Source organism: Streptomyces sp. NPDC031132 (genome assembly GCF_055570595.1).
Map to the genome: position 1 here is coordinate 46,233 of NZ_JBVIGX010000018.1, position 15,154 is coordinate 61,386.

Genomic DNA, 15,154 nt, shown 5'->3' on the forward strand with positions numbered 1-15,154 from the left:
CACAAAGAGGCCGGTTCACACCTGACATGCAGTGATCCGCGTCACGAGCCAGATTCAGACAACACGTCCGTTTTGCACGGAGGGGCGCCGTCCGGCGAGACTGTAGGGTCCCGCCAATCCTCTGCGGAGCCCCCACCGCCGCTGCCGAGCACGAGAGTACGAGCACCCACTCATGCGCGACCGCTTGCCCACCGCACCGCCTTCCGGGCCCACCCCGCCGACCGGCCCCGGCCTGCCGGAGGAACCCCTCAGCCACAGTCTCAAGCAGCGCCACCTGACCATGCTGGGCCTCGGCGGCGTGATCGGCGCCGGGCTGTTCGTCGGCTCCGGCGCCGGCATCGGCATCGCCGGCCCCGCGATCATCTGCTCGTACCTGCTGGCGGGCGCCCTCGCCATGCTGGTGATGCGCGCGCTCGGGGAGATGTCGGCGGCGATGCCCGCCTCCGGGTCGTTCTCCGTGTACGCGGAGCGGGCGCTGGGCCGCTGGGCCGGTTTCTCCGCGGGCTGGCTGTACTGGTTCCTGCTGGTCGTGGTGCTGGCCGTGGAGGCCACCGGCGCCGCGAAGATCGCGAACGGCTGGCTGCCCTCGGTCGACCAGTGGGTCTGGGTGCTGATCTTCATGGTGGTCTTCACCGTGAGCAACCTGGCCGCCGTGAAGAACTTCGGCGAGTTCGAGTTCTGGTTCGCGGCCCTCAAGGTCGGCGCGATCGTGCTGTTCCTGGTCCTCGGCACCCTCGCGATCTTCGGCCTGCTCCCGGACACGGATCCGATCGGCATGGCCAACCTCACGGGCCAGGGCGGCTTCCTCCCCGAGGGCTTCGGCGGGGTGGTCGCCGGCATGCTCGCCGTCATCTTCGCCTTCGGCGGCCTGGAGGTCGTCACCATCGCGGCCGCCGAGTCCGACGACCCGGCCAAGTCCGTGGCCCGCGCGGTGCGCAGCGCCGTGTGGCGCATCCTCTTCTTCTACGTCGGCTCGATGGTGGTCATCGTCACCCTGCTGCCGTGGGACTCGCTGACGCCGGGCGAGAGCCCGTACGTCGCGGTGCTGGACTCCATCGGGATCCCGGCGGCCGGCCAGATCATGAACATCGTGGTGTTCGTGGCGCTGCTCTCCGCGCTCAACGCCAACCTGTACGGCTCCTCCCGCATGGTGTTCTCGCTGGCCGAGCGCGGCGAGGCGCCCGCGGCGCTGTTGAAGGTGTCCGGCGGCGGAGTGCCGCGCCGGGCCGTGTTCGCCTCGGTGGCCTTCGGCTTCGTGTCGGTGGTGCTGAACCTGCTGTGGCCGGACACGGTCTTCCTCTACATGCTCAACGCGGTCGGCGCGGTGCTGCTGTTCGTGTGGGCGCTGATCGCGGTCTCGCAGCTGAAGCTGCGCCGCACGCTCGAGCGGGACATGCCGGAGCGCCTCACGCTGCGGATGTGGTGCTTCCCGTACCTGACGTGGGCGGCGCTGATCGGCATGGCGGCGGTGCTGGTGCTGATGCTGTTCGACGACGCGGCACGGCCGCAGCTGCTGTGGTCCACCGGTGCGGCCGCGGCCGTGCTGGTGGTGGCCTGGGTGCGCGAGATCCGGGCGCGCCGGGGCTGATCCCGCGGAAGCGGTGAAGGAGCGGGCCCCCTGTGCCGGAAGGCGGGGGCCCGCTGCGCGTTCGGGGGCCGTCAGGTCCGCAGGTACGAGGCGCCGTTGACGTCGAGGACGGTGCCCGAGCTCCAGGCCGCCGCGGGCGAGGCGAGGTGGAGGACCGCGGCGGCGACCTCCTCGGGGGTGCCGACCCGGCCGAAGGGGCTCTGGGCGCGGATGCGTTCGCCCTCCTCCCCGTCGAGCCGCCCGGCGACCCGTTCGGTGGCCACGAAGCCGGGTGCGACGGCCGCGACCGCGATGCCGTGCGGGGCCAGGGAGACGGCGAGGGACTGGCCGAGGGCGTGCAGGGCCGCCTTGGTGGCGCCGTACGCCGGGTGGTCGGGCTCACCCCGGAAGGCGCCGCGCGAGCCGATGTTGACGACGCGGCCCGCGCGGCGGCCGTCGATCATGCGGCGGGCGACGCAGTGCACGAGGTTGGCGGCGCCGAACAGGTTGACCGCGGCGGTGTGCTGCCAGGCCGCCTGCCAGTCGGCGTACGAGGTGGTGGGCAGCGGGTGCGCGACCATGACGGCGGCATTGTTGACCAGCACGTCCACACCGCCGAGCGCGTCCTCGGCCGCGGCGGCCAGGTCCGCCACCTGCGCGGGGTCGGCGAGGTCGCCGGTGAGCAGGACGTGGCCGTCCCCGGGCAGCTCGGCGAAGGTCCGTTCGGCGTCGGCCCGGCGGGCGGTGCAGTGCACGGCGACCCGGTCCCCCTGCCGGGCGAAGGCGGTGGCGACGGCCCGCCCGATGCCCCGGGAGGCTCCGGTGACCAGTACGCCCCGGCCCGTCGGCGCCAATTCCCTTGTGCCGTGGTCCATTCGGCCTCCTGCCGCGTCTTCGGTGTCTTGCCGCGAGCGTACGGGGACGATCACCGGCGGTCATCCCATTGTCCGAATAACGGACACCAAGCGTCCGATGATCGGACAGAGGTGAGACTGGGGCACTTCCTCCCGTCCACCCGCACACCGGACAGGCAACACCTCCATGAGCCAGACATCCACCGCGCCCCGCGCCCAGGAGGCGCCCCCCTCGGGCGGCGCCGGATCCCCCCTCGGCAACGGCCTCAAGCAGCGCCACCTCTCGATGATCGCCCTCGGCGGGGTCATCGGAGCCGGCCTCTTCGTCGGCTCCGGCGCCGGCATCGCCGCCGCGGGTCCCTCGATCGTGGTCGCGTACGCCGCGTCCGGGCTGCTCGTGATGTTCGTGATGCGGATGCTCGGCGAGATGTCCGCCGCGAACCCCGCCTCCGGCTCGTTCTCCGTGCACGCGGACCGGGCGATCGGCCCCTGGGCCGGGTTCACGGCCGGCTGGATGTTCTGGACGCTGCTGTGCGTGGGCGTGGCCATCGAGGCGATCGGCGCGGCGCACATCATGACCGGCTGGTTCCCGGGCACCCCGTCCTGGATGTGGGTGCTGGCCTTCATGGCCCTGTTCTGCGGCACCAACCTGGCCGCCGTCTCCCACTTCGGCGAGTTCGAGTTCTGGTTCGCCGCCCTCAAGATCGGCGCGATCGCGCTGTTCCTGGGCCTGGGCGTGCTGGCCGTCCTCGGCCTGCTGCCCGGCACCTCCTCCCCCGGCGCCGCCAACCTGGTGCACGACGGCGGGTTCCTGCCGAACGGCATGGACGGCCTGCTGGTCGGACTGCTCGCCTCGGTCGTCGCGTACGGCGGTCTGGAGACGGTGACCATCGCGGCCGCCGAGTCCGACGACCCCGTCAAGGGCGTGGCCCGGGCCGTGAAGACCACCATGTGGCGGATCGCGATCGTCTACGTCGGCTCCATGCTGGTCATCGTCACGCTGCTGCCGTGGAACGACCCGGCGGTGACCGGGGAGGGCCCGTACGCGGCCACCCTGGACCACCTGGGCATCCCGGCCGCCGGCGAGATCATGAACGTGGTCATCCTGATCGCCCTGCTGTCGGCGATGAACGCCAACGTCTACGGCTCCTCGCGGATGGCCCACTCGCTCGTCTCCCGCGGCCAGGGCCCCAAGGCGCTGGGCAAGGTCAGCGGCCGGGTGCCGCGCCGCGCGGTGCTCGCCTCCTGCGGGTTCGGTTTCGTCACCGTGCTGCTGTCGTACTGGTATCCGGACACCCTGTTCGCCTGGCTGCTGAACATGGTCGGCGGGGTCATCCTCGTCGTCTGGGGCTTCATCGCCGTCTCGCAGTTCGTGCTGCGGCGCCGGCTGGAGCGGGAGGCCCCGGAGAAGCTGGTCGTGAAGATGTGGGGCTTCCCGTACCTGACGTGGGTGGCACTGGCCGGGGTGGTCGGGGTCCTGGTCCTGATGGTCCTGGGCGAGGACACCCGGGTCCAGGTGGTGTTCACCGGCGGCCTGACCGCGGCCCTGGCCGCGACCGGATACGTCATGCAGCGCCGGGCGGCGGCCCGGGCCTGACGGCCCGCACACCACGAAGGCGCTCCCCTTGCCACCGGGCAGGGGGAGCGCCTTCGCCGTACCCGGGGCACACCCGACGAGGTCAGGTGACCCTTACGTGATCACCGGAATAGATACTGCTAGCATGCAGTTGCGCATAGATTGCAATAAGCAGTTGGCACGCCGAGGGGACCGGACAACACGCATGGCCATCTACACGCTTCCTGAGCTTCCTTACGACTACGCGGCGCTCGAGCCGGTGATCAACCCGCAGATCGTCGAGCTGCACCATGACAAGCACCACGCGGCCTACGTCGCCGGCGCCAACACCACGCTGGAGCAGCTGGAGGAGGCGCGCGACAAGGAGAACTGGGGCGCGCTGAACGGCCTGGAGAAGAACCTGGCCTTCCACCTCTCCGGCCACATCCTGCACAGCATCTACTGGCACAACATGGCCAGCCCGAAGACCGGTGAGGGCGGCGGCGAGCCCACCGCCGCGGACGGCATCGGCGAGCTCGCGGACGCCCTCACCGAGTCCTTCGGCTCCTTCGCGAAGTTCAAGAAGCAGCTGACGTTCGCGTCCTCCGCCACGCAGGGCTCCGGCTGGGGCGTGCTCGCGTACGAGCCGATCAGCGGCCGCCTGCTCGTCGAGCAGGTCTACGACCACCAGGGCAACGTCGGCCAGGCCTCGGTGCCGATCCTGGTCTTCGACGCCTGGGAGCACGCCTTCTACCTGCAGTACAAGAACCAGAAGGTGGACTTCATCGAGGCCATGTGGAACGTCGTCAACTGGCAGGACGTGGCCGGGCGCTACGCCGACGCCAAGGCGAACACCCCGCTGCTGATCCCCGCCAAGGGCTGATCACAGCCCCGCCGAGCCCGTCCGCCTCGTGATCGTCTTCTCAGCCTTCGCGTGCGGACGTGTCCAACGGAAGACCCCCGCAAGGACGTGACTTGCGGGGGTCTTCCGTGTTCGGCGGGAGGCCTACTCGAAGATCGGGCCCTGGGTACGGGTGCGCTTGATCTCGTAGAAGCCGGGGGTGGAGGCGACCAGCAGGGTACCGTCCCACAGCCGGGCCGCGGCCTCGCCGCGCGGGGTCGGGGTGACGACCGGCCCGAAGAAGGCCACCTCGTCGCCCTCGGCGCCGGGCACGGAGATCACCGGGGTGCCCACCTCCTGGCCGACGCGCTCGATGCCGTTGTTGTGGGAGTCGCGCAGCACCTGGTCGTACTCGTCGGAGTCGGCGTACGCGAGCAGCTCGGCCGGCAGGCCGACCTCCTCCAGCGCCTCGGCGATGACCTCGCGGGTCGCGCCCTTGTCCTCGTTGTGGATCCGGGTGCCGAGCGCGGTGTAGAGCTTGCCGGTGATCTCGTCACCGTGCTTCTGCTGGGCCGCGATGACCACGCGGACCGGCGCCCAGCCCTTGGGGCCGAGGATCTCGCGGTAGCGCTCGGGCAGTTCGTCGAGCTTGTTCTCGTTGAGGACGGCGAGGCTCATCACGTGCCAGCGCACCTCGACGTCGCGGACCTTCTCGACCTCCAGCATCCAGCGGGACGTCATCCAGGCCCAGGGGCAGAGCGGGTCGAACCAGAAGTCGACCGGGGTCTTCTCTCGCACCTGGGTGTCGGCCATGTCTCTCCTCGTGTCGCGTGGGTACCACGGGTCCTGTTCCCCCTCGCCAACCAGGCCAGGACCTTCCGCATTCCCCCGTGGGAGGATTCGATCAGGTATCGCGATCACGCACGAAGGAGTGCACGTGCCCGGAGAGAATCTGTCCCGTGACGAGGCCCGCGAGCGGGCCGAGCTGCTGTCCGTCGACGGGTACGAGGTGGTCCTCGACCTGAGGTCCGCCGTGGACGAGGCCGAACCGGCCGAGGGCCCGCGGACCTTCCGCTCGGTGACCACGATCCGCTTCCGGTCCGCGGCCCCCGGCTCGGCCAGCTTCGCGGACCTCGTCGCCCCGTCGGTGAACTCCGTCACGCTCAACGGCCGCGCACTGGACCCGGCCGCCGTCTTCGACGGGGCGCGGATCGCCCTGGCCGGGCTGGCCTCCGAGAACGTCCTCGTGGTGGACGCGAACTGCGCGTACAGCCGGACGGGCGAGGGCATGCACCGCTTCGTGGACCCGGAGGACGGCGAGGTCTACCTCTACACGCAGTACGAGCCGGCCGACGCGCGGCGGGTCTACGCGAACTTCGAGCAGCCCGATTTGAAGGCGCCCTACCGCTTCGAGGTGACCGCGCCGGAGGGCTGGCAGGTCTGGAGCAACGGCGCGGAGGTGTCCCGCGAGGGCCAGACGCGGCGGTTCGCCGAGACCGCGCCGATCTCCACGTACATCACGTGCGTGGTGGCGGGCCCGTACCACTACGTGACGGACACCTACACGCGCGGGGACCTGACGATCCCGCTGGGTGCGATGTGCCGCAAGGGGCTGGCGAAGCACTTCGACGCGGACGACGTCTTCCTGGTCACCAAGCAGGGGTTCGACTTCTTCCACGAGCACTTCGACTACCCGTACCCCTTCGGGAAGTACGACCAGGCCTTCGTGCCCGAGTACAACCTGGGCGCGATGGAGAACCCGGGGATGGTGACCTTCCGCGAGGAGTACATCTTCCGCGGAAAGGTGACGCGAGCCGCGTACGAGCGGCGCTGCAACACGATCCTGCACGAGATGGCCCACATGTGGTTCGGCGACCTCGTCACGATGAAGTGGTGGGACGACCTGTGGCTGAAGGAGTCCTTCGCGGACTTCATGGGCTCCTTCTCGCAGGTGGAAGCGACCCGCTTCGACCAGGCGTGGGTGACCTTCGCCAACAGCCGCAAAGCGTGGGCGTACCGGGCCGACCAGCTGCCCTCCACGCACCCGATCACGGCCGACATCCGTGACCTGGAGGACGCGAAGCTCAACTTCGACGGCATCACGTACGCCAAGGGCGCGGCGGTCCTCAAGCAGCTGGTGGCGTACGTGGGGCGGGACGCGTTCCTCGAGGGCGCGCGGCGCTACTTCAAGGCCAACGCGTACGGGAACACCACGCTGGACGATCTGCTGTCGGTGCTCGGGGAGGTTTCCGGGCGGGACATGGCCGAGTGGTCGCGGGCGTGGCTGCAGACGGCGGGCGTGAACGTGCTGACGCCGGTGGTGACGTACGACGCGGGCGGGCGGGTGACCGAGCTGGCCGTGGTCCAGGAGGGCGAGGAGCTGCGCCCGCACCGGGTCGCGGTGGGCCTGTACCGGCTGGAGGAGGCCGCGCTGGTCCGCTACGCGCGAGCCGAGGCGGACGTGGCCGGCGCCTCGACGGTCGTCGCCGAGCTGGCCGGGCAGGAACGGCCCGACCTGGTGCTGGTCAACGACGACGACCTCACGTACTGCAAGATGCGCTTCGACGAGGGCTCGCTGGCGACGCTGCGCGAGCGGCTCGGAGGCGTGGCGGACCCGCTGGCCCGGGCGCTGTGCTGGTCGGCGCTGTGGAACCTGACCCGTGACGGGCTCATGCCGGCGCGCGACTTCGTCTCGATGGTGCTGGCCCACGCGGGGCGCGAGAGCGACGTCGGCGTGCTGCAGATGCTGCACGCGCAGGCGCTGACCGCGGTCACGCACTACGCGGCGGCCGACTGGCGCGAGCAGGGGGGCCGGGTGCTGTCGGCGGTCGCGCTGCAGGAGCTGCGGATGTCCGAGCCGGGCTCGGAGCACCAGCTGACCTGGGCCCGCTTCTTCGCGGCGGGCGCGGCGACGGAGGGCGACTTCCAGCTGCTGCTGGGGCTGCTGGACGGGTCGGCCCGGATCGACGGGCTGGACGTGGACCAGGAGCTGCGGTGGGACTTCCTGCTGCCGCTGGCCGCGCACGGCGCCGTGGACGAGGCCGCGCTGGCGGCGGAACTGGTGCGGGACGACACCGCGTCGGGCAAGCGGCACCAGGTGCGGTGCCTGGCGGCACGGCCCTCGGAGGCGGTCAAGGACCAGGCCTGGGCGGCGGTGGTCGAATCCGACGCGCTGTCGAACGCACTGGTGGAAGCGACGATCGCCGGGATGCAGCAGCCTTCGCAGCGGGCGCTGCTGGCGCCTTACGCGGAGCGCTACTTTGAGGTGATCGAGCGGATCTGGGCGGAGCGTTCGATCCAGATCGCCATGCACGTGGTGAAGGGGCTGTACCCGTCGCTGGAGGACTCGCCGGCCACGCTGGCCGCGACGGACGCCTGGCTGTCGGCCCACGAGTCGGCTCCGCCGGCGCTGCGCCGCCTGGTGCTGGAGGCCCGTGACGACCTGGCCCGCGCCCTGCGCGCGCAGGCCTGCGACGCGGCGGCCGCCGCGGTCTGACGCTCCCCTCGGCGGGGCCGGGCCTGCGGCCCCGCCGGCGGAAGCGAACGGCGGTATCGGCTTTCGAACGGCCGTACTTTAGTGCGGGCTTGTCCGGATTTGTCGACGGGACCGTAACAGGGGTTAGCGGGGCCCGGGCGAGCGGGAATCTCCGCCGCATGAACCACAACGCACCCCTCCCCCTCGCCCACCTCACGGGCAGCCGCCCCCGCGTGATGAGCCTCACCCAGCTCCGCGAGCACGGCGTGAGCGCCTCCGACGCGGCCGCGCGGCCCTGGCAGGAGATCCTGCCGGGGGTGTTCCTCCTCCACGCGGGCACCGCGACCAGCGAGGAGCGCCTGCACGCCGCCCTGCTGTACGCGGGCCGCCGCGGCGGCGAGGCCATGATCACCGGGCTGGCGGCCCTCGCGCTGTACCGGTTCGGCTCCGCCCCCGCGCTCACCGCCCTCGCGCAGATCGACGTGCTGGTGCCCCACACCCGCCGGCTCCGCTCCGTCGGCAGCGTGCGGATCGTGCGGTCGCACACCCCGCCCCGCGCGCAGCAGGTGACGGGGCTGCCCGTCGCGCCCGTGGCCCGGGCCGTGGCCGACGCCGTCGCCCAGCTCTCCGACGCGGGCACCGTACGCCGCCTGCTGAGCGAGGCCGTCCGCGCGGGGCACTGCGAACCCGGAGCCGTCGTACGGGAGCTGACGGTGGCCCGGCTGCTGAACCGCCCCCACGTGGTGGACGCCGTCGAGTCGCTGCTCGCCGAGGGCCGGGCGATCGCCGAGGACCGGCTGTACCAGCTCGTACGGGGCTACGAGCTGCCCGAGCCGGTCTGGAACGTGGATCTGCGCCTGCCCGGCGGCCCGCACCTGGGCGGGGTCGACGCGTTCTGGCCCGAGCAGGCCGTCGCCGTGGAGATCGACACCCGCGCACCCCGGCAGGGCGAGGACGAGCAGTTCTCGGAGGCCGTCCGCAAGCGGGAGACCCTGGAGCGGCTCGGGGTGACCGTCCTGCACATCACCCCGCGCAAGCTCCGCGACTGGCCCGAGCAGCAGGCCGCGGTCGTCCGGACCGCCCTGACGGCGTCCGCCGACCGCGAGCCCGCCGCCTACCTGGTCGTCCTCCCTCGGTGAGGTGGCGGCGCCGGATTGGCCGGCGAGTACTCCGGGGCGCTCCAGAGCAGCCTCCCGGGGTGCAGGGCCTCCACCACCGAGTCGACGCGGAAGCGGACGCTCCGGCTGCCGTCCGGGCCGAACTCGGTCCGGGCCCGCCCGCTGAGCTGGAGCACCGCCCCACTCTCCCAGTCCGGGAACAGCAGCCCGGCCCGCGGATCGGCGGCCAGGTTCCCCAGGGTCAGGAACATGGCGTTGCCCGCATAGTCCGGCCAGGACAGCTCAACCGGCGAGAGCACCTCGACGAAGCCCGGCATCCCGCCGCGGTGGCTGGCGTCGACCCCGTTCCCGGCGGTGGTGGCGACGAAGAAGGTGTCGGCGGCCCGGACGGCCCGCTCCTGGTCGGGGGTGAGCGCGCTCCCGCGGCGCACGACACCGGCTCCTTCGGCGACCAGCTCCAGCGGCTGCCGCTTCTGGATGTACTTGGGGCAGTTGGCGAAGACCCGGTCCGCCTCGACCGCGAACCCCTGCGCGGTCACCTCGAGGGTCCCGCCCAGGCGCATGCGGCGCCGGGTGCGCGGGTCGAGGGAGATGGTCCCGACCCTGGTACCCGCCGTGGCCAGCGCCTCGGTGAGGGGGTCCCCGGCCGGCACTCCGCCGACGACCGCCATCCTGTGCGGACCCGTGGCCCGGACGAAACCGGGGGCGCCGGTGAGCAGCGAGGCCCACATGCGTCCCGTCCCGTCCGCGGCGCCGACGACCAGGTGCGGCTGCAGCCCCAGGAAGGCCGCGGCGACGTCCTTGATGCCCGCGCCGATCGAACGGCCGACGTGGTCGGCGAGCTCGCGCACCCCCACGCGTTCCTGCACGGCCAGCGAGCCCTGGTGGTACCGGTCCATGATGCCGCCTCCTGACTGAGCGCCTAGAAGAACCCGCAGGTCGGAGCCCCCGAAACGGGGGCGGGCGCCTCCTCGGCGCCGGCCGGTGCGGAGATCTCCAGGCGGGTGCCGTCGGGGTCGTGGAAGAAGATGCCGCCGGAGGCCCTGCCTTCGCCGTGGGCGACGACCCCTTCGTACGCGAACTCCACGCCCAGCCCGCGCAGCCGCTCCTCGTACGCCCGCACCTCGTCGATGGTGGCGGCGGAGAGCGCCAGGTGGTGCAGTCCGGCAGCGGCCGGGGCGTACCCGCCGTCGGCCTGCTGCCAGAGCGTGAGGACGAGCTCTCCGTCCTGCCCGAGGAAGGCGAACCGGCGGCCTTCCTCCTTGCCCTCGCCCAGCGGCTCGAAGCCGAGGGCATCCCGGTAGAAGGCGAGGGAGCGGGTGAGGTCGGTGACGTTCAGGCCCACGTGCCCGGTGCGCAGCTTGCTGATGACAGCCGTCACGGCTGCCCCCTTTCATCGGTTCCACGACGTAGGTTCTAACCTTCTACCTCCAAGTTAAGGGTTAGAGCGAGGCGCGTCAACCGCTCACGTACTCTTGAGGGGTTAGCAGGCGCGTACGGAGGAGTGGCGAGATGGCGACAGAGGCCGCGGACCCCCGCCCCCTGACGGGCGAGCCGGTCTCCCTGGACCTGCTGAACACGCGCTGGATGCGGGACGGCGAGATCACCGACCTCTTCGCGGGGGCCTTCGGGCTGACCCGGATCGAGGGGCTCGCGATCTGGCTGGAGAGCACCGGCCTGGCCGGCCGGTTCCGCGCCGACGCCGCGACCCTGGTCCACCTGCTGACCGCCCGCGAGGCGCTCGCCCGCGCGGTCGCCGACCCGGACGACGAGAGCGCGCGCGCCCTGATCGACGCCGTCCTCGAACACGGGCGGATCCGGGCCACCCTCACCGCCGAAGGCCCCGGCGAACGCGCCGAGTTCGCGGATCCGACCTGGGGTCCGGCCTGGACGGCCGCCCGCGACTACCTGGAACTGCTGGCCACGACGCCCGAGCGGATCCGCAAGTGCGCCTCCGGGACGTGCGTGCTGCACTTCCACGACACCTCGCGCAACGGCACCCGGCGCTGGTGCTCGATGTCGGTGTGCGGAAACCGGGCGAAGGCCTCGCGGCACTACGCGCGCACGCGCGAGCGCTGACGGCCCGGAAGTTGTCACACCCGATCTGAGACGGGGCTTCGGACCATCCCCGCAATGAGGTCGGGAAGTCGATAAATCAACTCTTCACCCCCTGCGATTCGCACGGTTACGCCCCGGTACGACCTCGATGGCACATGGCCCGACCTGGCGAGAGTCCGCCATGTCAGGTCTCGGTCAAGACAACGCTCCCCAAAGAGCTGTCACTTGCGCAAAGCTGACCGGTCATCCGGCACCGAAATCCGGACCGTATCTTTCACTTATCCAGGGATGCTGATGACCCTCGAATCCCCCAGCTCCATATCCGGGGCCAGACGCGTTGCACGCGTCGCGGCCGCGGCCGGTCTGGTCGCCGCGCTCGCGACCGCGGGCGCGATGCCCGTGTTCGCGGCCACCGGCCCCGCGGCCGGCACCCCGGGCACCGGCCCGGCCGTCAAGTCAGCCGACCAGAAGATCGGTTCGGCGGACGCCGAGCTGCTCCAGGCGGCCAAGGCCAAGGGTGACGCGACCGTCACCGTCATGGTGGCCACCGCTCCCGGCCAGACCAAGCAGGTCGCCGACCAGCTCGGTGCGGTCCAGGGCGCCTCGGTCGGCCAGACGAACGACAAGCTCGGCTACGTGCGGGCCACGCTGCCGACCGCCAAGGCCGAGGCCGCGCTGAAGGCGGCCGCGAAGCTGTCCTCGGTGCACGCCCTGGACCTCAAGCACGAGATCCAGCTCTCGGACCCGCGCCCCGACGGCGGCAAGGACTCGAGCTCGGCGAAGAAGACCGCCTCCGAGGCCTACCCGGGGCCGGACAAGAACACCCCCGCGAAGAACCCGTACAACCCGTCCTTCGAGACCGGTGCGGTGGACTTCGTCGCCAAGAACCCGCAGGCCGACGGCCGCGGCGTGACCATCGGCATCCTGGACTCGGGCGTCGACCTCGGCCACCCGGCGCTCCAGAAGACCACCACGGGCGAGCGCAAGATCGTCGACTGGGTCACCGCGACCGACCCGATCACCGACAACGACGCCACCTGGCGTGCGCAGATCACCCCGGTCACGGCCGCGGGCGGCACCTTCAGCGCGGGCGGCCAGAGCTGGAAGGCCCCGGAGGGCTCGTACCAGTGGAGCCGTTTCAGCGAGTCGATCACCGCCACCGGTGACGCGAAGGGCGACGTCAACCGGGACGGGGACACCACCGACCGGTTCGGCATGCTCTACGACGCCGCCGCCGGCACCGTCCGCGTCGACACCGACCAGGACGGCGACTTCACGAACAACGAGCCGATGAAGCCGTACAAGGACGGCTACCAGGTCGGCTACTTCGGCACGGACAACCCGTCGACCGACGTCGCCGAGCGCATCCCGTTCGTGATCCAGATCCGCAAGGACGTCCCGATGGACCCGCTGGGTGGTGACTGGGTCGGCAAGAAGGCCGACTTCGTCAACATCGGCATCATCGAGTCCGAGCACGGCACGCACGTCGCCGGCATCACCGCCGCCAACAGCCTCTTCGGCGGCAAGATGAACGGCGAGGCGCCCGGCGCGAAGATCGTCTCCTCGCGCGCCTGCTCCTGGTCCGGCGGCTGCACCAACGTCGCGCTGACCGAGGGCATGATCGACCTCGTCGTCAACCGCGGTGTGGACATCGTCAACATGTCCATCGGCGGCCTGCCGGCGCTGAACGACGGCAACAACGCCCGCGCCGAGCTCTACAAGAACCTCATCGACACCTACGGTGTCCAGCTCGTCATCTCGGCGGGCAACGAGGGCCCCGGTGTCAACACCATCGGCGACCCCGGTCTCGCGGACAAGGTCATCTCCGTGGGTGCCGCGGTCTCCAAGGAGACCTGGGCCGCGAACTACGGCTCCGGCGTGAGCAAGAAGTACGACATGTTCCCGTTCTCCTCGCGCGGTCCGCGTGAGGACGGCGGCTTCACGCCGACCATCACCGCCCCCGGCGCTGCCATCAACACCACGCAGACCTGGCTGCCCGGCTCCCCGGTGAAGGAGGCCGGCTACAACCTGCCGGCCGGTTACTCGATGCTGCAGGGCACCTCGATGTCCTCGCCGCAGGCGACGGGCGCCAGCGCCCTGCTGCTCTCGGCCGCCAAGCAGCAGCACATGACGGTCACCCCGGCGAGCCTGCGCGTGGCGCTCACCAGCACCGCGAAGAAGATCGCCGACGTCCCGGCGCACGCCCAGGGCGCGGGCCTCATCAACATCGTCGACGCGTGGGAGTCCCTCCAGCGCGACGCCAAGGCCAACGAGTTCACCGTCAAGGCGCCGGTCGACACCGCGATCGACCAGTTCCTGAAGACCCCGGGCTTCGGCACCGGCCTCTACGACCGCGAGGGCGGCCTCAAGGTCGGCCAGAAGAAGGTCTACGACGTCGTCGTCACCCGCACCACGGGCGTCAAGTACGGCACCCGGCACAACCTGAGCTGGCGCAACAACGACGGCACGTTCAAGATCGTCGGCGACTACGACTACGTCACGCTGCCGCTGAACAAGCCGGTCACCATCAAGGTCGAGGCCAAGCCCAAGACGGCCGGCGTCCACAGCGGCATCCTGCAGCTGGACGACGAGACCACCGAGGGCATCGACAAGCAGATCCTGACCACGGTCGTCGCCTCCACCCCGCTGGCGAAGCCGTCGTTCACGATGTCGGACACCTCCTCCGTCCAGCGCAACAGCCACAAGTCGTACTTCGTCACCGTCCCGCAGGGTGCGAAGTCCCTCGAGGTCGCCCTCGGCGGTCTCGCGGCGGGCAGCCAGACGCGCTTCATCTCGATCCACCCGTACGGTGTGGGCGTCGAGGACAGCGCGACGACCCAGTGCTACCCGAACTACGACAACCCGGCGAACACCTGCCGCCCCGACCTGCGCTCGTACGAGAACCCGCAGCCGGGCGTCTGGGAGATCGAGGTCGAGTCGCGCCGTACGTCGCCGCTGCTCGACAACCCGTTCAAGCTGGACGTCAGCGTCCTCGGCGCGGCCTTCGACCCGGCGGTCAAGGTCCTGCCCGAGGTGAAGCAGGGCACCCCCGCCCCGGTCCAGTGGACGATCAAGAACGACGCCGCCGCCATCTCCGGCGGCAAGCTGCAGGGCGGCCCGCTCGGCTCCGCGAAGGTCGCCAAGCCGACCATCGCGAACGGCGAGACCCAGACGAGCACCGTCACCATCGGTGAGGGCGTCTCCCGCCTGGACGTGGCCATCGGCGGTGTCTCCGACACCGGTGCCGACCTCGACCTCACCGTCCTCAAGGACGGCGTGAAGGTCGGCTCCTCCGCCGACGGCGACTCCGAGGAGGCCGTGACCCTGCTCAACCCGGCCGCCGGCACCTACACCATCCAGGTGGACGGCTACGCGGTTCCGTCCGGGTCCACCACGTTCAACTACCGCGACGTGTACTTCTCGTCCGCCCTGGGCTCCGTCCAGGTCGACGAGGGTGCCGCGGTGAACCTCGCCAACGGTGCCTCGGCGTCCGTCACGGCGAACGTCCTCGCCGCCGCTCCGGCCCCCGAGGGCCGTCAGTTCTTCGGCGAGGTCAAGCTGCTCAACGCCCGCGGCACCGCCGCCGGCACCGGCAGCGTCCAGATCGAGAAGGTCACCCCGTAGCTCCACCGGTTCCACGACCGAAGGGGCGGTGCCGACCGGGCACCGCCCCTTCGGGCTTTTCG

General features: G+C 71.1%; 11 protein-coding genes. 7 read left to right on the forward strand and 4 right to left on the reverse strand.

The genetic code is table 11. The annotated features are described in order from the left end of the window. The first annotated feature begins 172 nt into the window (after positions 1–172). Positions 173–1,588, forward strand: a complete 1,416-nt coding sequence (locus ACZ49B_RS24765; protein ID WP_468309677.1) for an amino acid permease — start codon at positions 173–175, stop codon at positions 1,586–1,588. A gap of 71 nt (positions 1,589–1,659) precedes the next feature. Here the strand turns inward: ACZ49B_RS24765 and ACZ49B_RS24770 are convergent, their stop codons facing one another. Beyond that, positions 1,660–2,442: an SDR family NAD(P)-dependent oxidoreductase gene (locus tag ACZ49B_RS24770; protein WP_468309679.1), complete on the reverse strand. Its 783-nt coding sequence runs from the start codon at positions 2,440–2,442 to the stop codon at positions 1,660–1,662. A 166-nt stretch (positions 2,443–2,608) separates the two neighbouring features. On the opposite strand from ACZ49B_RS24770, the gene ACZ49B_RS24775 reads away from it, so the two are divergent. Further along, positions 2,609–4,018, forward strand: a complete 1,410-nt coding sequence (locus ACZ49B_RS24775) for an amino acid permease (RefSeq protein ID WP_468309682.1) — start codon at positions 2,609–2,611, stop codon at positions 4,016–4,018. A 184-nt stretch (positions 4,019–4,202) separates the two neighbouring features. Beyond that, entirely contained in the window at positions 4,203–4,859 is a 657-nt protein-coding gene (locus tag ACZ49B_RS24780) for a superoxide dismutase (protein WP_468309685.1), read from the forward strand. Positions 4,860–4,982: 123 nt separating this feature from the next. On the opposite strand, the gene ACZ49B_RS24785 is transcribed toward ACZ49B_RS24780, so the two are convergent. After that, the gene (locus ACZ49B_RS24785; protein ID WP_399251625.1) at positions 4,983–5,630 is read right to left on the reverse strand and encodes a mycothiol-dependent nitroreductase Rv2466c family protein; all 648 of its coding nucleotides are present in this window, start codon (positions 5,628–5,630) and stop codon (positions 4,983–4,985) included. 124 nt (positions 5,631–5,754) lie between these two features. Between ACZ49B_RS24785 and pepN the strand changes: the two genes are divergently transcribed. Together pepN and ACZ49B_RS24795 are read left to right on the forward strand one after the other, a co-directional pair. Continuing rightward, the gene (gene pepN / locus ACZ49B_RS24790; protein WP_468309688.1) at positions 5,755–8,313 is read left to right on the forward strand and encodes an aminopeptidase N; all 2,559 of its coding nucleotides are present in this window, start codon (positions 5,755–5,757) and stop codon (positions 8,311–8,313) included. Positions 8,314–8,471: 158 nt separating this feature from the next. Continuing rightward, positions 8,472–9,431 (forward strand): hypothetical protein, encoded by a 960-nt coding sequence (locus ACZ49B_RS24795; protein WP_468309691.1) that lies wholly within the window; start codon positions 8,472–8,474, stop codon positions 9,429–9,431. Here ACZ49B_RS24795 and ACZ49B_RS24800 read toward each other — a convergent pair. Continuing rightward, a complete protein-coding gene (locus tag ACZ49B_RS24800) occupies positions 9,407–10,309 on the reverse strand; it encodes a pyridoxamine 5'-phosphate oxidase family protein (RefSeq protein ID WP_468309694.1) in 903 nt (300 codons plus the stop codon). The genes ACZ49B_RS24795 and ACZ49B_RS24800 overlap by 25 nt on opposite strands. 23 nt (positions 10,310–10,332) lie before the next feature. Continuing rightward, a complete protein-coding gene (locus ACZ49B_RS24805) occupies positions 10,333–10,791 on the reverse strand; it encodes a VOC family protein (protein WP_468309697.1) in 459 nt (152 codons plus the stop codon). A gap of 131 nt (positions 10,792–10,922) precedes the next feature. Here ACZ49B_RS24805 and ACZ49B_RS24810 point away from each other — a divergent pair, with 131 nt between their 5' ends. Continuing rightward, complete coding sequence (locus ACZ49B_RS24810; protein WP_468309700.1) at positions 10,923–11,489, forward strand: CGNR zinc finger domain-containing protein; 567 nt, start codon at positions 10,923–10,925, stop codon at positions 11,487–11,489. A gap of 273 nt (positions 11,490–11,762) precedes the next feature. Further along, positions 11,763–15,092, forward strand: a complete 3,330-nt coding sequence (locus tag ACZ49B_RS24815; RefSeq protein ID WP_468309703.1) for a S8 family serine peptidase — start codon at positions 11,763–11,765, stop codon at positions 15,090–15,092. Positions 15,093–15,154 lie beyond the last annotated feature (62 nt).